The sequence below is a fragment of the Halomonas sp. ND22Bw genome (assembly GCF_003011945.1).
Classification (GTDB): Bacteria; Pseudomonadota; Gammaproteobacteria; order Pseudomonadales; family Halomonadaceae; genus Halomonas; species Halomonas halophila.
The window spans coordinates 173,528-192,080 of record NZ_PXWD01000007.1 but is presented as its reverse complement, the minus strand read 5'-3'; the positions used below and the strand labels follow the sequence as shown (position 1 = coordinate 192,080).

Sequence of the window (18,553 nt, the reverse complement as noted above, 5' to 3'; positions counted from 1 at the left end):
CCTGACGAGAGATATGGAGACGATGCACCTGCTGGACAACCCCTTCGCTTTCTATCATTTAGCGCGAGAATATCCTAGCCGTCGTCGCTCTCGGCGGACACCTCGCAGGTGACGGCACGATTGCGCCCTTGCCGCTTGGCCCGGTAAGCGGCAGCATCGGCGCGCTCGATGACCGTGGCGATACGCTCGTCCCCTTCCTGAAAGCTGGTCAGGCCGAGGCTCAGCGTGACACGGAAATCACGCCCGCCCTGGGAGACCTCGACCTCGCCGACCGCCTCGACCAGCGACTGGGCCAGCTGCTCGGCATGGGCCACCGTGCAGCTGGGCAGCAGGACCGCGAACTCGTCGCCGCCCTGGCGCGCCACGTGATCGCTGCGACGCACTTTCCACGCCACCACCTGGGCGATACGCCTGAGCATCTCGTCACCCAGGGCATGCCCGCCTTCGTCGTTGATCGGCTTGAAGTGATCCAGGTCGAAGAGAATCAGGGAAGCCGGATTGCCGGTCTTGCGCCAGTCCGCCAGGGCTTCCTCGAGGCGTCGCTCGAAGCCGCGGCGGTTGAGCAGTCCGGTCAGGGGATCATGCTCGGCCTCCCACTGACGAAGCGCCTCCACCTCGCGCCGCTCGGTGATGTCCTTCACCGTGCCGACGAATCCCAGCACACGATCCTCCGCCATCGCGGGGCGAGTATGCACCTCGAGCCAAAGCGGCTCGCCGCTTCGACGGTAATAGCGAAACTGCTGCAGGAAGTCCTCGCCGCTCGCCATGCTGTGATGCCAGAGTTCCAGCACCGTGGCGCTATCGTCAGGATGGATATGGCGCATCCACTCGTGACGCGCCTCCTGGTACACCTTGAAGCCGGTCAGCTCGACGAGGGCCTGGTTCATGTAGGTCAGGGCGCCTTCGGTGTCGGTCACGAACATGCCGACCGGCGAGCTGGCGAGCACCGCATCCAGAAAGGCCTGGCGACCTTCCAGGCTGGCCAGCGCCTGACTGCGCTCCACCTCGACGTGATTGAAGGTATCGGCCACCTGCTGGAGCTCGTGCATGCGCGTATCGAGCGACACCCGTTGCCGATGCCCTCTCCCGACCTCCTGCATCTGGCGCTTCAGCCGTAACAGAGGGCTCAACAGCCGCCACAGCAGCCAGCCAATGAGCGGCAACAGCAGGCCGGCGACCAACACGAACCACCCCCCCAAGCGCTTCAGCCATCCTTCCAGCGGCGCCATCACCTGGTCGCGCGGCAGCGTCACGCTGACGATCCAGCCCGCCGGCCAGATCTGACGATAGGCCTTGTAACCCGCCCTTTCGCCCGACAGCAGCTCGCTCGCCTCGCCTTCCCAGCCGATCAGGGCCAGCTCCTGCCAGTCCGTCCGCTCCTCCTCGGGCAGCGTGTGCAACACCTTGTCGTCCCGGGGGTGGTAGAGGTAGGTTCCGTTGTCGCTCATCACGCTAGCATAGCCCTGTTCGCCCAGCCGAAGGCGATCCAGTCGCTGGAAGAGCCCGCCCCCCTGCCTGCCCCCGTTCAGCTGCAACGCACCGCCGACCATGCCCTGGAAACGTCCAAGCTCGTCCCGTCTCGGCACGGCGAACACGACCATCGGGATGTCACTCAGCAACGAGTGAAAAGGCTCGCTGACGTAGGGGCGACGAAAGGCACGAACGTGCTGGAAGTAGTCGCGAAACGACAGATCGACCCCCTGCATATCCGGATTTTCCGGCCAAAGCGCCGAGACCCTTCCCTCGGCATCGGTGACCACGAGCCAGTCGAACCACTCGAGCAGTGCCTCGCTATGACGAAGTCCGTGCTGTGGCGACGGAACGCGATCCACGTCGAGCCGATTCGCCAGACGCTCCAGCGAACGGAGACGCGACGCCACCTGGCTCGTCAGGTCATCGGCGATCAGCCGAGCCTCATAGCGCAGATGCGTGTTGCTGGAGGATTCGAGCAGCCTGTCGCCGGTTCGCCATCCAAAGGTGAGCAACAGGGCCATGACGACGATCCAGGTCGCCAGCAGGCCCAGCATCAGACGGCCCTTCAGCGACTGGGCATGGCGCCAGTAGGTCGAGAGTCGGAACGGCACGGATCACCTCCATATGACGGGGCCGTCACTACTGTATCAGACTAAGCTAAATTGGCTGACCTCCCCTTTTGTCGGCACCTGACACAAGCCACCGACTGATCCCCGCCCCAGGCGGAAACGGCAAAGCAAGGGCAAGGGAAGCCGGCATGGCAAGGATGCCCGACAGGGAAAGATTCGCCGCCTGCGCACGTTACGCAAACGCGGGGCCCCGTGAACATCACCATACGCACCGATAATCGGCACTGCACGCCATGTCCGGGTGCTCGGAAGACCGCAGAGGAAAGCCGGACGAGAAGCCCAACAGCAGAAGCCTATAACGCCGAGCAACGCATCGAAGCGCCGCAGCACGGATGAGGTGACTCCACCGGCAGGCCGGCAGGATGATGGAAAACACAAGAAGGCGGGACGACCGGTCGCCCCGCCTGCCACTCAGCGTTTTTCGACGCGAAGCTCGTAGTTGTTGACGCCACTGTGAGCGGAACCGAACTTCTGGCCCTGCACCCGAATGCGATACTGTCCCGGCGCCAGGTCGGTGGTCAGGTCGACATCGCCGTCGAAACCCTGCCCGGCGCCTTCGGCCACCACCCGGCCCGCATCATCGAGCACCTCGAGTTCGATCCGATAGGTGTCCTCATAGCCGCTGGGGTAGGTCGACGTCGTGATGGCAACGCTGCCCTGCTCGGCCACGTTGAAGGTCAGCACCTCGCCACGGGCGCGGATCTTGACGTCGGTGACGATGGTCTCGAAGCCGGAGCGTTGAACGGGTTCGTCTTCTTGCGCACTTCGCGCGGCCGGCTCCTCCTCCGCGGCAACACCACCTGTCGCGTCGGACGAGGCCTCGGTATCAGTTTGAGCCGCAGCGGCACCACCGCCGAGCGTCGCCACGGCACTGTCGCCACGCACGAACACCGAGTCGCCGCCCTGCCGGTTCGTGCCGGTGAAGAAGATGTCCTCGCCGTCACTGATCCCGTCCTCGATGACACGCCCCTGATCGTCCAGGCCGGCCACATTGACCGAGTAGCCGTCCCCGGCGCGGCCACGGGTGCCGAAGCGATGCGCCTCGACGCGCAGCACGTAGTCGCCCGGGGCCAGCTGCTGGCGTAACTCCAGGCCACCGTTCTGGCCCAGCGCCTCGCTGCGGGCGATCACGTCACCGCTCTGGTCTTCCAGCACCGCGGCGATGCGATAGTCCTCGGAGTGCCCCGCCGTCACCTGGCTGGTGAAGCGATAGCGGCCCGCCTCTTTCACCGAGAAGGCATGCTCGTTGACGCCACCGAACAGGAAGCTGCGGCTATGGGCATCGGTATTGGCGTTGAAAACCCCCGTGAGGTCCATTCCTTTGCCTTGCTCACGGAAGCGCTCCTCCATCTCGCTGGCCAGCGCCGGCGCGGCGGAGAGCGCCACGCCCAGCGCCAGCAGGCCTGCGGACACGATCGGTCGTTTCATAACACCTCGCTTACTCGCTTGTCGCCCTCAACAAAAAAGCCGATCCCAGAGGATCGGCTTTCGGTATTCCACCCTGTGGCAGGTTAGGCCTGCCCGGAGGGATTAGAACAGGTAGACGGCACCCACGGCCACACCGTCACCGACGTCTTCGTCGCGATCATACCAAGCGGCCTCAACGAAGGTATACATGGCATCTGAGACGTTATACGTCGCGCCAAGCATGATCTCGTTGTAGCTCTCGTCTTCGCGCTCGTTCGGCCAGTCGCCGCTGGTCAGCGCATCGTCGGCGGTATCGATCAGGTCACCACCGCCCACGTCGACGTACTGGTAGGCGCCGTAGATGTCACCATTGCCGTAGCCGTAGCGGGCACCAAGGCCGTAGAAGTTGGTATCGGCGACGAAGTCGTTGTCGGACTTGAAGCGCTCGACCTTGGCGGCGACACGCAGGGTGTCCCAGGTGTACTGGGCGGTGATGCCGTACTGCTCGCCGGCATCGAAGTCGCCGCTGATGACGTTGCCATCACCATCGACACCATCGTAACGGCCATCATTGTTGTCCAGGTTATCGTAGACCGCGGCGATGGAGAAGGCGCCGGCGGTATACTTCACGCCACCGAAGAAGGAGGCGTTGCTGTCACGCTTCTCGCTGACCGTCAGGTTGGCACCGTTAGTCCCGGAAATAGAAGCAGTATTTGATGCATCGTACTCGGCATCGCCTTCGTACTGGGTACCCACGGCGAACTGGAAGCCGCTGAAGGACGGCGACATGTACTGCAGCTTGTTGCCTTCGCGAGAATCCTCGACACCCACAATACGGCTGCTGGAATCGGAAACGTCGAAGTACTCGTTATTGGTGATCGGATCCTGAATCCAGTCATCGATCAGCGGGTCCCAGGAACCCAGGCGAGCGTCACCGAAGTTGCCCTTCAGACCGAAGTAGGCCTGGTCGCCAGAGTTCAGACCACCCTGATCCTTGGCTTCGTCGGCATTGCCTTCAAACTCGTACTTGAAGTAGCCGGTAAGGCCATCGTAGATAACGTGCTCACCGGCCACACCCAGGGTAGAACCGTTATCAAAGATATCGTCGCGACTCTCTACATCACCAGTGCTTTCATCTGCAGTCTCGATGGAGCGATAGGCAATCTGCAGGTTGCCGTAGATGTCGAGCTTGGTGCCGTCCTGGTTGTAGACGGTGGCGGCCTGGGCGCCGGAGGCAGCCATGGCACCGGCGATGGCAGTCGCTAACAGTGTCTTTTTCATTGCGATAATCCTTTTGACTAGCTTGCTGTTTCGATCGATGGCCGCGCGCTCTTTTCGAGTCTTTGCGGCGGGTTTGCCGGTCTTGGTGCCGGTTCTCGTTGTTGCTCGCCTCCTCTCGGGAAGCGGCAGCAGCGAGCCAGACCACGGCGAAACCTTGTTATAGTCCAATGCTCGCAGAAGGAACTCTATACCGGGATTTGCAGGAGCGCAACAAGAAAAAAACACTGTTTTCCTTCGTCACATCCCCCGATCACCGTCAGTTCCCACCACGATCGAGGCCGAGTCGCCTCACGGCGCCTCTCCGCCGCTACCGTTCGTCAAGCGCGGCAGGGCAACGGCACCTTGCCACGCTTCACCGTGTCCTAAAACAGCGTTCGGCAGCGATGAGCGGACTCATCATGCCCCGGGGATATGACGGTTTCAAGTCAGACGAACGATGGAACAAGGCCCACCGTCAACGCTGGCGGCCCCCTCTTCAACGCCCGTTATGGCGTGCCATCAGCTCACCGAGCTTGCGGTGAAGCCGGTCATCGGCGGGCTCGTCCTGGGGGGAAGGCTCGGCCGTCGCCCGAGCGGCGGCAGGCGAGGCAGCATCGGGCGCCCCGCTGGCTTCCTTCGGCTGTGAGGAAGGCTCGTCGGTACGCGACTGGCGAGGCTTGCGGGCCTTCGCCGGCTTGCCCTTGCGCTGACGCTCGGCCTGCAGGCGTTCCAGCTTCCGGTGAGCATGCTCGGCGGCACCGCGATCCACCACCCCCGCCGGCGCCCCCTCGAGGTCGATGCGCTCGGCACCCTCACGCACCGATTTCAGGTAGCGCGGCAGGTTGACGTAGCAGGCCAGGGCGCGGCGTACCAGCTTCTCGGGCCAGGGCTCCAGGGCGCTCAGATCTTCGTGGATGCCGACCTTGAGCGGCCGGGTATGGCCCTTGAAGAAGGCGTCGCCGTAACGCTGATACCATTGGGCGAGCAGGGCCTGGGGAGAAGGCGCCTCCTCGACGGGCAGCGCGGCCTGCTGTGGGGCATCGGACGAGGCGGAAACGGCGGCAGTCTCTTCGGCATCCGCCTCATCGGCCGCCGGCGCCGCGGCACGATGATGCCCCATCAGGGCGGAGAGCCCGAGGCCCTGGCGGTGCGTCGAAACGGGCGGCTCCGCCACGGTCTCGTCGAGCCGGGCCTGGAGCCGCTGGGCATGCGCCTCGAGTTCACGGCCCTGCTCATCGAGCTCGCGGTTCTCCTCGACGAGTTCCAGCCGCGCCGCCTCGGACTCGGCCAGCGTCGCCTCCAGCGCCTTGATGCGCCGCGCCAGCTCATCGCGCTGCCCCTGGGCCGCCTCGGCTCGCGCCTGCAGCTCGGCGTTGCGCGCTTCCAGGGCCTGACGGTTCTGCTCCAGCTCGCTCAGCCGGTTCTGCAGGGCCTGATGCTGCACCCGACCCTCGACGCGCGCCTCGAGCAATGCCTCGACGCGAGATTCCAGGGTCGCCATGAGATGACGGGGGCGTTCATCGATCAACTCCGGATCCTCCATGCATGCCCGGGGTAAGACGACTGGGTTCCATATGACGTCGCCTCAGGGCCGGCGGCGCCAGTCGTCAGTCTGTGTCACTCCGCGGCGTCTGGCAAACCCCGGCGCCGGTATTGCACGAAGTCATAGGCCGGCTGCCCCTCGGCGGGCTGGCCCGGCACGCGCTGCCGCTCTTCCCACTCGGCCTCGTCCAGTTCGGGGAAGCGGGTATCGCCCTCCACCTCGACGCCCACCTCGGTGAGATAGAGCCGGCTCGCCTTCGGCAGCGCCTGGGCGTAGATCTGGCCGCCGCCCATCACCATGATCTCGTCGACGCCGTCGATGGTGGCCTGCCGGTCGGCCAGCGTCAGCGCTTCATCGAGGTCGCGGCAGACCCGCACGCCCTCGGGCTGGAAACCGGGATCACGCGTGACGACGATGTTGAGCCGCCCGGGCAGCGGCCGGCCGATGGACTCGAACGTCTTGCGCCCCATGACCAGCGGCTTGGCCTGGGTCATGCGTTTGAAGAACTTCAGGTCCTCGGGCAGGTACCAGGGCAGCTGGTTGTCCACGCCGATGACCCGGTTCGCGGACAGCGCGGCGATCATCGCCACCGGGACGAGCGTCTCGTCGTTCATACGGCCACCTCTGCCTTGATGTGGGGGTGCGGATCGTAGCCCTCGATGGCGATGTGCTCGAAGCGGAAGTCGAACAGATCGGTCACACTCGGGTCGAGCACCAGTCGCGGCGCCGGGCGCGGGTCACGCGACAGCTGCTCCCGGGCCTGGTCCAGGTGATTCAGATAGAGATGGGCGTCGCCCAGGGTGTGCACGAAGTCGCCGGGCTCGAGGCCTGCCACCTGGGCGATCATCTGCGTCAGCAGCGCGTAGCTGGCGATATTGAAGGGCACGCCGAGGAAGATGTCGGCGCTGCGCTGGTAGAGCTGGCAGGAGAGCTTGCCGTCGGCCACGTAGAACTGGAACAGGCAGTGGCACGGCGGCAGCGCCATCTCGTCGACCAGCGCCGGATTCCAGGCCGAGACGATCAACCGCCGCGAGCGCGGATTGGTCCGCAGCTGCTCCAGCAGATTGGCGATCTGGTCGACGTGCCCGCCGCGCGGGTCCGGCCAGCTGCGCCACTGATAGCCATAGACCGGGCCCAGCTCGCCGTTCTCGTCGGCCCACTCGTCCCAGATGCGCACCCCGTTGTCCTTGAGGTAGGCGATGTTGGTATCGCCGGCCAGGAACCACAGCAGCTCGTGGATGATCGAGCGCAGGTGCAGCTTCTTGGTGGTGACGAGCGGGAAACCGCGGGACAGGTCGAAGCGCATCTGGTGGCCGAACAGCGAGCGGGTGCCGACGCCGGTGCGGTCGTCGCGCTCCACGCCGTGATCGAGCACGGCGCGCATCAGGTCCAGATAGGGCTGTTCGAGGGCGGGAGGGGCGTTGGCGGTCACGGGCATGGTCGACGGCTGAAAATGGGCCACACATTCTACATGCCCGGGCGGTGGCCGCCCATAGCGGCCACCGCCCTGCTGCGCTCAGGCCGCAGCGTCGACCTTCGCATCCACCGGCCGGCCGCGGGACCAGGCCATCAGCGCCGCGCCGGCGATGATCATCGGCAGCGACAGCAGCATGCCCATGGTCAGCCAGTCGAAGGCGATGAAGCCGAGCTGCGGGTCCGGGCGACGCACGAACTCCACGCCGAAACGGAAGACGCCGTAGAGGGTCAGGAACAGCCCCGACACCAGACCACGACGGCGCGGCGTGGCCGAGACCCACCACAGCACCGCGAACAGCACCGCCCCTTCCAGCACCGCCTCGTACAGCGATGAAGGATGGCGCGGCTGGTTCCCCAGGCCGGGGAACACCAGCCCCCAGGGCAGATCGGTGACCCGGCCCGGCAGCTCGTGGTTGATGAAGTTGCCGATGCGCCCGGCCCCCAGGCCGATCGGCACCAGCGGCGCGACGAAGTCGGTGAGGGTGAAGAACGCCAGCCGCTTCTTGCGGGCAAAGTAGAGCGAGGCCAGCAGCACGCCGATCAGCCCGCCGTGGAAGCTCATGCCGCCGTCCCAGACGCGCAGGATCCACAGCGGGTCGGCCAGCCACTGGTCGAGGCCGTAGAACAGCGCATAGCCCAGCCGTCCGCCGAGCACCACGCCCAGGGCGGCATAGAAGATCAGGTCACCCACATCGTCGCCATTGAGGCCGATGCGAGCGGCGCGGCGGCGGCCCAGCCACCAGGCGGCGATGAAGCCGATGACGTACATCAGGCCATACCAGTGAACCTGGAGCGGACCAAGCGAGATGGCCACGGGGTCGATATCGGGATAGCGCAGCATGGGGGCCTCGAACGATGCGGGGAAGAAAGGTAAGGACAGGGGCAGACCGCGGTGGCGCCGCGGTCGGGATCATAGCAGCAAGCCGGGGGCGACCGTCACCGGCTGGCCGGCGAAGGAAAGGCAGCGCTGGCGAACCGCAGGCGGCTCATGCGTCTTCCTCCCCCATCAGGCGCCCGGGCAACCAGTGTTGCACGCGATCCAGCAGGTCCTGGGGACGATAAGGCTTGGCCAGGTAGTCATCCATGCCGGCCTCGCGGAAGCGGCGGCGATCGCTTTCGCCGGCATTGGCGGTCAAGGCCACCAGCACGCTGCGCCCCCGATCGCCACGCTCGGCTTCCCGGGTCCGCCAGGCACGGCAGGTCTCCACGCCGTCCAGGCCGGCCATGTAGATATCCAGGAAGACCATGTCGAAAGGCGACGCCTCCAGGCTGTCGAGGGCTTCCCGGCCGCTGGTGGCCGTGACCACCTCGAGCCCCCGCCCCTCCAGCACCTTGCGCGCCAGCATCAGGTTGACCGGGCCATCGTCGACGACCAGCACCCGGGCGGCGGACGCCGGCGGCAGCGCTGCCTCCGTCGGTTCCGGGTCGCCGAGGTTCTCCAGCAGCACCGCGGTCTCCGCCAGCCGCTCCCGCAGCCCCGCCAGAGCGTTGCGCTCGGCGTCCCCGTCCGGGCGCTGAAAACGCTCGCCCTGCAATACCTCGGACACGGAAGCCATCAGCGGCTGCAGCATCTGTTGCAGGTGGCTGAGATAGCCGGACTTGAGCCGCGACTCCTCTTGGGCGCGCACGCGCCCGGTCTCGAGCCGAGCCAGGCGGCCCTGCTGGGCCTGAAGATCATCATTGAGGCGACGCTCCACGCCGCGCACGGCCTCCAGCTCGGCCCGCCAGCGTGCGCCGAGGGCATCGCAGCTCTCCGCCACGGCCTCGAGGCGTCGCTCGAGCGGCAGGCCGGCATCCTGGAGCCGTCCCGCCCCGGGGGCATCGTCGCCACCGATGGCGACCAGCCGCTCGTTGAGCCGGCCGAAGGCCGCCTCGACCCGAGCTTCCTCGGCGCGGAGGCGCTGGCGCAGCAGCATCAGGAAGGCCGTCACGTTGAGGCCGCTGCCGACCGCCAGCACCAGCAGCCACCAGAACGTATCGCCCCAGGAGACCGGGGACAGCACCAGCCAGCGGCCGCTCAGTCCCACCGCCAGCCACAGCCCCACCAGCACCACCTGGAGGGCCAGCAATGGCCAGAGAATCGGCGTGACCAGGCGTGGCCAGGCTCGCTCCTTGCTTGTCTCGACACTCATCGTCATCCCTGTCTCGCGTCGATTGTCGTCGGCCGAGTGTACGATGCCGGGCCGACCCTGTCATGACGGGGCTTTGCGCGTGCCGACGAGCGGGGTAGTCTGGCAGCCATGTGCCTGATTGCCCTCGCCCACCGGCCCGACGCCTCCGTCGTGCTGCGCCTGGTGGCCAACCGTGACGAGTTCCACGCCCGCCCCACCGCGCCGCTGGCGGCGTGGGACGACGCTCCCGGCATCGTCGGCGGCCGCGACCTGCAGGCCGGCGGCGGCTGGCTCGCCGTGCACCGGCGCGGACGCTTCTCCGCCGTGACCAACGTCCGCGACCCGGCGCTTTCGGCCGCCGAAGACGCCCCCAGCCGCGGCGAGCTGGTGCGCTCGGCCCTGGAGGCCGACGATCTCGAAGGCTGGCTGGGCGCGCTCGCCGACGGCGACGCCCGACGCTACGCGGGTTTCAACCTGCTGGTCGGCGACGGCCGGCGACTGTGGTATCTCCATCGCGGCCGCGATCGTGTTCGGCTCGAGCGTCTCGCCCCCGGCCTGCACGGCCTCTCCAATGCCGAACGGGACACGCCCTGGCCGAAACTGATGGCCGCGCGCCGCGGGCTTGCCGACAGCCTGGGCAACGGACGCTGGCCGGATGACGCCCTGGCGCCGCTCGCCGACGCTCGCGAGGCAGAGGATGCACGGCTGCCGGATACCGGCGTGGGCCAGGCACTCGAACGCCGCCTCTCGGCGGCGTTCATCGTCGGTGAAGACTACGGTACCCGGGCCACCAGCTGGCTGGAATGGCGCGCCGACGGCCGACTGACCCTCGGCGAACGGCGCTTCGGTCCGAACGGCACCTCGCTCGGCGAGCACCGGCTGACGCTCGACACGCCACCGCCTGCCGGCGGCACTGGCGCCTGACCGAGCGTCAGGCGTCCTTGGGCGGCAGCAGGTGGGCGAGCTGCCAATCGCTCATGCTCGCCTCCAGGCAGCGCCTGACGCCCAGCGGCGAGGATTCGGCCAGGGCGTCTTCCACCAGCGTCTGCGCCGACGTCAGGCTGACGCGACGGATGGCGGCCCGCACCTTGGGCAGGCTCGGCGCGTTCATCGACAGCGCATCGAAGCCCATGCCCATCAGCAACAGCGCCCCGGCTGGGTCGGCCGCCAGCTCGCCGCACACCGAGATCGGCACCTTCAGCGCCGTCGCCTCCCGCGCCAGACGCGCCATGGCCGACAGCACCGCCGGATGACAGGCGTCGTAGAGATCCGCCACCCGGGGGTTGTTGCGATCCACCGCCAGCAGGTACTGGGTCAGGTCGTTGCTGCCCACCGAGAAGAAGTCCACCCGCTCGGCCAGCGTATCGAGCTGATAGAGGGTCGCCGGCACCTCGATCATCGCCCCGACCTGAGGCCTGGCCACCTCGACGCCGTCCTCGCCGAGCTCGCGAATGGCCCGTTCCAGCAGCCGCAGGGCGTCGTCGACCTCGTCGACGTTGGTGATCATCGGCAACAGGATCTGCAGGTTATCGAGCCCCTGTGACGCCCGCAGCATGGCCCGCAGCTGGACCATCAGCACCTCGGGATGATCCAGGGTGACGCGGATGCCGCGCCAGCCGAGGAAGGGGTTGGCCTCCTCGATGGGGAAGTACGGCAGGTCCTTGTCGCCGCCGATGTCCAGGGTGCGCATCACCACCGGCAGCGGGGCGAAGCCCTCCAGCTGCTCGCGGTAGAGTCGGGTCTGCTCCTGCTCCCCGGGGAAACGCTCGGTGATCATGAACGGCACTTCGGTGCGATACAGCCCCACCCCGCCGATCCGCGACTTGAGCGATGCCATGGCGTCCACCGCGAGGCCGGTGTTGACCAGCAGCCGCACGTCGTGACCGTCCGGCGTGCGACTCGGCAGATCCTGCTCGTGCTCGAGCAGCTCCGAGAGCGCCCGCTCCTCCTCGATCAGGCCTTCGTAGTGGCTCTCGATATCGGGGCTGGGACGCACGAACAGCCGCCCGCGGTGGCCGTCGAGCACCAGTCTGGCGCCGTTGAGCCTGGGCAGCGGCAGATCGACCATGCCCAGCACGGTGGGAATGCCCATGGCGCGGGCCACGATCGCCACGTGGGACGTGCTGGAGCCGCGCACCGAGACGATGCCCGCCAGCTTGTCCCGCGGCACCTCGCCGAGCATGGCCACGCTGATCTCGTCGCTGACCAGCACGGTACGCTCCGGATACACGTCGGGCGTGGCGGAGGTGTTTTCCTGCAGATGGGCCAGCACGCGCCGCCCCAGGTCGCGCACGTCCGCCGCCCGTTCGCGCAGATAGTCGTCGCTCACTCGCTCCAGGTACTGCACGTGGCGACGCACCACGTCGGCCAGCGCCCCGGGGGCCCACTGTCCCTCGCGGATGCGCTTGACCACCTCCTGGAACAGCGCCTCCTCGCCGAGCATCTGCTGATAGACGTCGAACAGCGCCAGTTCCTGGGCGGAAATGCGGTTGGCCAGGCGCTCGCCGGCGGCGCGTATCTCGTCGCGAACCCGACCGATCGCCTCGCTGAGCCGCTCGATCTCGTACTCTTCGTCGGTGGGGATGAGGTCGGGCACGCTGTCGAGGTCGGCGGGCGGCGCGATCACCACCGCCTCGCCGATGGCCATGCCCGGCGAGGCCGCGACCCCGGTGAAGGTGGCCTGACCGCCGGGCAGCGACGGCCGAGTCAGGCTGCCGGTGGCCAGCGCATGAGCCAGCACGCCGGCGAGCTGCGCGGCCATGGTGACCAGGAAGGCCTCGTCGGCCTCGTCGAAGCGACGCTTGTCGGCCTGCTGAACCACCAGCACGCCGAGCATGCGACGCTGATGGATGATCGGCACGCCGAGGAAGCTGGAATAGCGTTCCTCGCCGGTGGTCTCGAAGTAGCGGAAATAGGGATGGGCCCGGGCGTCCTCGAGATTGAGGGGTTCCTCGCGCTGGGCCACCAGCCCGACCAGGCCCTCGCCCACCGGCAGGCTCACATGGCCCACGGCCTGGGTGCGCAGGCCGATGGTCTCCATCAGCACCAGGCGGTCGAGCTGGGTATCGAAGAGGTAGAAGGAGCATACGTCGGTACGCATGGCCTTGCGGATGCGCCGCACCATGGTCGACAGGGCGGCCTCCAGATTGCGAGCCCCGTTGACCTCCAGGATGATGCGGCGCAGTACCTCGAGCATCGGCGTTTTACTGTCCATTGTCGTTATGCCTCGCTGAGGGTATAGCCGGGGCCGAGCCCGGCGCGTGTCGTGGCGTCAGCCATGCCCCAGCGCCAGGCGCTGGGCGCGCGGTGACAGCTCGCGCAGCGCGCGCCGGTAGACCTCGCGCTTGAAGGGCACCACCTGGCCCAGCGGGTACCAGTAGCTGACCCAGCGCCAGCCGTCGAACTCCGGTTTGGCCGCACCGCCATCCATGCTGATGCGGGTCTCGCCACAGCGGATCCTGAGCAGGAACCACTTCTGCTTCTGGCCGATGCACACCGGCCGGGAACGGGTTCTTACCATGCGGCGCGGTAGGCGGTAGCGCAACCAGCCTCGGGTACAGGCAAGCACCTCGACGTCATCGGCCGTCAGGCCGACCTCCTCGTAGAGTTCGCGAAACAGTGCCTGTTGCGGTGTCTCGTTCGCCTTGATGCCTCCCTGGGGAAACTGCCACGCATTCTGCCCTACCCGACGCGCCCATAGCAGTTGCCCTTCGTCGTTGGCGAGAATGATGCCAACGTTGGGGCGAAAGCCATCTGCGTCGATCACGGACTTCACCTTATGAATCCAGTCTTCACTGCATTCTTCCACAAGGCCGTGAAACGTATCAATACACCAATGGGGCCATGCTCGTAGGGGCCGGGCGGTTCTGCCATAATCCCGGGCTCGACGCGACAACGATACCGACGCGCCCCGACCCGCGACGCGCGCCCGACAACCAAGAGGAAAGCCGTGAGCCTCGCCATCTTCGACCTGGACAACACCCTGCTCTCCATCGACAGCGACCACGCCTGGGGGGAGTTCCTGCTCGAGCAGGGCGCCGTGGACCCGGTGGCCTACAAGGAAGCCAACGACCGCTTCATGGCCGACTACGAGGCCGGCACCCTGGACATGAACGAATTCCTGGCGGTGGCGCTCAAGCCACTGGCCGACAACTCGCCTGCACAGCTGGCGGCCTGGCACCAGCAGTTCATGGCCAGCAAGATCGAGCCGCACATCCTGCCCCGCGGCGAAGAGCTGATCGCCCGCCACCGGGCCAGCGGCGACACCCTGCTGATCGTTACCGCCACCAACCGCTTCATCACCGGCCCCATCGCCGAGCGCCTGGGCATCGACGAGCTGATCGCCGTGGAACCGGAGATGGTCGACGGGCGCTATACCGGCCGGGTCAGCGGCGTACCGAGCTTTCGTGAAGGCAAGGTGACGCGCCTGGAGCAGTGGCTCGAGCAGCGCGAGCTCTCCCTGCACGGCGCCTGGTTCTACAGCGATTCCCACAACGACCTGCCGCTGCTGGAGCTCGTCGACCACCCGGTGGCCGTGGACCCGGACGACTCGCTGCGCCAGGCCGCCGAGCAGCGCGACTGGCGGATCATCAGCCTGCGGGACTGAACCGGCTACGCCGGCTCAGAGCTGTAAGCTCGAAGCTGGAAGAGCGGCGCTTCGCGCCTGGAAGAAAGACAAAAAACCCCGCACAGGCCATACCGTGCGGGGTTTTCTTACAGCTTCAAGCTTCAAGCTTACGGCTGGCGTCAGCCCAGCAGATGCTCCACCGCGGCACGCTCTTCGCGCAGCTCGTTCTCGGTGGCGGTCATGCGCTCGCGGCTGAAGTCGTCGACCGCCAGGTCCTGCACGATCTCGTACTTGCCGTCCTTGCACACCACCGGGTAGGAATACATGATGCCCGGCTCGATGCCGTAGCTGCCGTCGGCCGGGATGCCCATGCTGACGATGCCGTCGCTGCCCAGCGCCCAGTCACGCATGTGGTCGATGGCCGCGGACGCCGCGGAGGCGGCGGAAGAGGCACCGCGGGCCTTGATGATGGCCGCGCCGCGCTGCTGCACGGTGGGGATGAAGTCGTTCTCGTACCAGTCGCGCTCGACCAGCTCCAGGGCCGGCTTGCCGTCGACCTTGCAGTGGGCCAGATCCGGATACTGGGTGGCGCTGTGGTTGCCCCACACGATCATCGACTCGACGTCGGTGCTGTGCTTGCCGGTCTTCTGGGCCAGCTGGGTCAGGGCGCGGTTGTGGTCCAGACGCATCATGGCGGTGAACTGGCCGGCATCGAGGTCCGGCGCGTTGCAGGACGCGATCAGGGCATTGGTATTGGCCGGGTTGCCCACCACCAGCACACGCACGTCGCGGCTGGCGACGTCGTTCAGGGCCTTGCCCTGGGCGGAGAAGATGGCGGCGTTGGCTTCCAGCAGGTCCTTGCGCTCCATGCCCGGACCGCGCGGACGGGCGCCGACCAGCAGGGCGAAATCGGCATCCTTGAAGGCGACGTTGGGGTCGTCGGAGGCGACGATGTCCTGCACCAGCGGGAAGGCGCAGTCGTTGAGTTCCATCACCACACCGTTGAGCGCGTCCATGGCCGGCGTGATCTCGAGCAGCTGCAGGATGACCGGCTGGTCCTTGCCGAGCATGTCGCCGGAGGCGATGCGGAACGCCAGGGAGTAGCTGATCTGGCCGGCAGCGCCGGTAATGGCAATACGGACGGGGTCTTTCATCGTGGCTCCTTCGGTTGTCGCCGTGAGGATCGGCCGGGGCGCCTGAGCGGCCCGGCCAGGATCAAAACCGAGGGAAATGGTATGCCTGCGCTGCACAAAACTCAATTCGACGTGCGACGCACTCGCAGGAGGCCAGGATCAGGCGCCGCTGGAGGCGCGAACCTCGGGGGCGTGTGCCGCGTGCAGTCGGGCGATCAGGCGGTCCTCCAGTGAGAAGCGCTCGCCGAGCCCCTTGGACAGGCGATCCAGCCAGGCCGGCAGCCGCGTCAGGTAGTGCTGGCAGCGTACCGGCGTGGCGTAGTCCTCGTCGAAGGCCAGCACCAGCTCGGTGGACATCTCGAGACGCTCGAGCAGGCGATCGGCGAGTTCGAGGGCGCCGCCGTCCTCGAAGGCCTCGGCCTCGGCCTTGAGCTGGGGATAGATCTCGAAGTGCCCGGCGCTGATGTAGTCCATCAGCAGCTCGCTGAAGGCATCGATGCGTGGCTTGGTGATCTCGTCCAGGTCGGCGTCACAGGCCGCCTTGAGCTCGTCGAAGTGCGCCAGCAGCGTGCGCCGCTCGCCGAGCCAGCGATCGATCAGCCTGTGAACGCCTCCCCAGCGCTCCTGCGCGCTCTTGCAGTCTTCCAGCATGGTGCTTCCCTCGCTCGATGAATCCGACCTCGGACACCCAACCGCCCGGTGGAGACTCAGAGTCCTCCCTGGGGCGGGCGCTGTCAATCCTGCGGCGCATCCTCCGACCAACGATAGCCGGTGCGCGGCCGGCAGGCACGCCACAGCAGCCCCAGCGGCACCACCGCCAGCATCGCGAAGCCGATCAGCGTCCAGCCCGGCAGCGACAGCCCCAGGAAGCGCGCGCTGATCTCGGCACACTCGCCGGAGGCGTTGAGCACCATGGACACCACCTGCTGCAGGGGCAGCACCTCCATCATGTAGTCGAGGCCGGGGCCGCAGCTCGGCACCTCGTCGGCGGGCAGCGACTGCAGCCACAGGTGACGCCAGGCCAGGCCGATGCCGGTGCCCACCGCCCCCAGCGACAGCAGCCCGTAGAGCGCCCCACCAAGGCGCCCTTTCGGGTCGTGCAGTGCCGCCACGGCGAACACCACACCGGCGGCGATCACCGCCACCCGCTGGAAGATGCACAGCGGGCAGGGCTCGAGCCCGCCGAGGTGCTCGAGGCCCAGGGCCACCGCCATCATCATCACGCAGAAGGCCAGGCCCACCAGGCTCCAGCCGCGCACGCGCGCCTCGCGCATCGCATCGATCATGCTGCACCTCCCGAACGCAGCGGGCTGAAGGCGCGAGACTCACGCGCCCGGGCGAAGTAGTCGGCCAGGAAGTCGGCGAAGGGTTCGACGTCGGCGGCCTCGATGTCGCCCTGCTGCTGATGGGAGGTCTCCACCAGCTGGTCGAACAGCGCCTCGCGGGCGCGCTCGATGGGCTCCTCCCGCAGGCGCTCGCCCTGCTCGACGGCCAGCGCCAGGATCGCCTCCACGAACTCCTCGCCGCCGGTTTCCAGGCGCTCGAGCAGCCGCCCGGACGGCGTCAGCGACGGATCCTCGAGGCGTGGCGCCAGCGCCGCCAGGGCGTCGGCGTGGGGCGCACCCTCCTCGAGACGATCCAGCAGCGCGGCGATCTCGCCGAGCCCCTTGAAGATATCGCCGCCCCAGTCGGCGATGGAGCGCTTGGCGCCGTGGTGATCGAGGCGCAGCTCGGGGTCGCGGCCGCGGGACACCACCAGGCGGCGGTTGAAGTCCAGGTGCTCGCACTCCTCGTCGGAGATCCAGGGGCTCTCGGTGAGCAGGCACCACAGCAGGAAGACGTCGACGAAACGGCTCTGGTGGGCATCGATGCCGAGCGGATCGAAGGGGTTGAGGTCGAGGCAGCGCACCTCGATGTACTCCACGCCGCGGGCCTCCAGCGCCTGGCTGGGCGTCTCGTCGTGGCGCGCCACCCGCTTGGGCCGGATGTCGCTGTAGTACTCGTTCTCGATCTGCAGGATGTTGGCATTGAGCTGGCGCCACTCGTCGTCCACGCGCACGCCGCGGGCCTCGTAGTCCGGCCAGGGCGTGAAGATGGCGTGGCGCAGGGTGTTGACGTAGTTGGACAGCGAGTTGAAGCAGATCTTGAGCTGTTCCTGCACCTTGTTCTGGTAGCCCAGGTCGGACATGCGCAGGCTGGTGGCGTAGCGCGAGACCAGTGTCTGGTCAGCGTGGGGCTCGAGCCCCTCCGGCACCCGACCGTCGGGCAGGAAGCTGCGGTCCACCGCCGGCGAGGCGCCGAACAGGTACAGCAGCAGCCAGCTGTGGCGGCGGAAGTTGCGGATCAGCGCGAAATAGCGCGCCGAGCGATAGTCCTGCATCGCCGTCTCGCCCTCGCCGTCGAGTTCGCGCAGCAGCGCGAACAGGTCGTCGGGCAGCGAGACGTTGTAGTGCACCCCGGCGATCGCCTGCATGATGCGCCCGTAGCGCACGTCCAGGCCGCGGCGATAGACGTGTTTCATGCGACCCACGTTGGAGTCGCCGTAGTCGGCGATCGGCACGCTGTCGTTGCCGTCGAGCCGGGCCGGCATGCTGGCCGGCCAGATCCGCTCCTCGCCCAGCTGGCGATAGCTGAAGCGATGCAGGTCGGCGAGGAAATCCAGGGCGTCTTCCGGGCGGCTGTAGACCGGGGTGATGTACTCCAGCAGCGCCTCGGAATAGTCGGTGGTGATGTGCGGATGGGTGAGCTTGGAGCCCAGCGCCCGGGGATGCGGACTCTGAGCAATGCGCCCCGCGCCGTCGACGCGCAGCCCTTCCTTCTCGATACCGCGGCGCAGACGACCGAAACGCCCCTGGTCGGCCAGCCGGCCGAGGCGCTCGATGTGGGGGGAAAGCGATTCGGACAAGGTGATCACCCCGTGTCGGGGACGCCGATGCCGGCGTCCCGGTGGACGT

16 protein-coding genes are annotated in these 18,553 nt (G+C 67.2%); 2 read left to right on the top strand and 14 right to left on the bottom strand.

All coding sequences use genetic code 11. The annotated features are described in order from the left end of the window. Positions 1 to 74 precede the first annotated feature (74 nt). From CVH10_RS11070 to CVH10_RS11035, 8 genes are all read right to left on the bottom strand, one after another. Positions 75 to 2,084: a diguanylate cyclase gene (locus CVH10_RS11070; protein ID WP_106488711.1), complete on the bottom strand. Its 2,010-nt coding sequence runs from the start codon at positions 2,082 to 2,084 to the stop codon at positions 75 to 77. 429 nt (positions 2,085 to 2,513) lie between these two features. Continuing rightward, a complete protein-coding gene (locus CVH10_RS11065) occupies positions 2,514 to 3,530 on the bottom strand; it encodes a hypothetical protein (RefSeq protein ID WP_106488710.1) in 1,017 nt (338 codons plus the stop codon). 102 nt (positions 3,531 to 3,632) lie between these two features. Continuing rightward, complete coding sequence (locus CVH10_RS11060) at positions 3,633 to 4,790, bottom strand: porin (protein ID WP_106488709.1); 1,158 nt, start codon at positions 4,788 to 4,790, stop codon at positions 3,633 to 3,635. Between the two features lie 475 nt (positions 4,791 to 5,265). Continuing rightward, entirely contained in the window at positions 5,266 to 6,297 is a 1,032-nt protein-coding gene (locus CVH10_RS27240; RefSeq protein WP_369335784.1) for a ProQ/FINO family protein, read from the bottom strand. Positions 6,298 to 6,386: 89 nt separating this feature from the next. Then, complete coding sequence (locus CVH10_RS11050) at positions 6,387 to 6,926, bottom strand: dihydrofolate reductase (RefSeq protein ID WP_106488708.1); 540 nt, start codon at positions 6,924 to 6,926, stop codon at positions 6,387 to 6,389. After that, entirely contained in the window at positions 6,923 to 7,750 is an 828-nt protein-coding gene (locus CVH10_RS11045) for a thymidylate synthase (RefSeq protein WP_106488707.1), read from the bottom strand. The genes CVH10_RS11050 and CVH10_RS11045 overlap by 4 nt, the downstream gene beginning before the upstream one ends. A gap of 78 nt (positions 7,751 to 7,828) precedes the next feature. Further along, on the bottom strand, positions 7,829 to 8,629 hold the full coding sequence (gene lgt, locus CVH10_RS11040; protein WP_106488706.1) for a prolipoprotein diacylglyceryl transferase: 801 nt from the start codon (positions 8,627 to 8,629) through the stop codon (positions 7,829 to 7,831). A gap of 145 nt (positions 8,630 to 8,774) precedes the next feature. Continuing rightward, positions 8,775 to 9,926, bottom strand: coding sequence for a response regulator (locus CVH10_RS11035; RefSeq protein ID WP_052052395.1), 1,152 nt, complete (start codon positions 9,924 to 9,926; stop codon positions 8,775 to 8,777). A gap of 102 nt (positions 9,927 to 10,028) precedes the next feature. On the opposite strand from CVH10_RS11035, the gene CVH10_RS11030 reads away from it, so the two are divergent. After that, entirely contained in the window at positions 10,029 to 10,823 is a 795-nt protein-coding gene (locus CVH10_RS11030; protein ID WP_106488705.1) for an NRDE family protein, read from the top strand. Between the two features lie 7 nt (positions 10,824 to 10,830). Here CVH10_RS11030 and ptsP read toward each other — a convergent pair whose 3' ends face one another. Next, positions 10,831 to 13,095: a phosphoenolpyruvate--protein phosphotransferase gene (ptsP, locus tag CVH10_RS11025; protein ID WP_106488704.1), complete on the bottom strand. Its 2,265-nt coding sequence runs from the start codon at positions 13,093 to 13,095 to the stop codon at positions 10,831 to 10,833. A gap of 75 nt (positions 13,096 to 13,170) precedes the next feature. Next, positions 13,171 to 13,665, bottom strand: a complete 495-nt coding sequence (locus tag CVH10_RS11020; protein WP_035594262.1) for an RNA pyrophosphohydrolase — start codon at positions 13,663 to 13,665, stop codon at positions 13,171 to 13,173. Positions 13,666 to 13,848: 183 nt separating this feature from the next. Between CVH10_RS11020 and CVH10_RS11015 the strand changes: the two genes are divergently transcribed. After that, positions 13,849 to 14,505 (top strand): HAD family phosphatase, encoded by a 657-nt coding sequence (locus tag CVH10_RS11015; protein WP_035594203.1) that lies wholly within the window; start codon positions 13,849 to 13,851, stop codon positions 14,503 to 14,505. Between the two features lie 140 nt (positions 14,506 to 14,645). On the opposite strand, the gene CVH10_RS11010 is transcribed toward CVH10_RS11015, so the two are convergent. The 4 genes from CVH10_RS11010 to gshA form a co-directional block, all read right to left on the bottom strand. After that, positions 14,646 to 15,620: a malate dehydrogenase gene (locus CVH10_RS11010; RefSeq protein WP_046079203.1), complete on the bottom strand. Its 975-nt coding sequence runs from the start codon at positions 15,618 to 15,620 to the stop codon at positions 14,646 to 14,648. Positions 15,621 to 15,758: 138 nt separating this feature from the next. After that, a complete protein-coding gene (gene rsd, locus CVH10_RS11005; protein WP_106488703.1) occupies positions 15,759 to 16,250 on the bottom strand; it encodes a sigma D regulator in 492 nt (163 codons plus the stop codon). An 83-nt stretch (positions 16,251 to 16,333) separates the two neighbouring features. Further along, entirely contained in the window at positions 16,334 to 16,885 is a 552-nt protein-coding gene (locus CVH10_RS11000) for a disulfide bond formation protein B (protein WP_106488702.1), read from the bottom strand. After that, complete coding sequence (gene gshA, locus CVH10_RS10995; RefSeq protein WP_035594194.1) at positions 16,882 to 18,513, bottom strand: glutamate--cysteine ligase; 1,632 nt, start codon at positions 18,511 to 18,513, stop codon at positions 16,882 to 16,884. Before gshA ends, CVH10_RS11000 begins: the two co-directional genes overlap by 4 nt. Between the last annotated feature and the right edge of the window lie 40 nt (positions 18,514 to 18,553).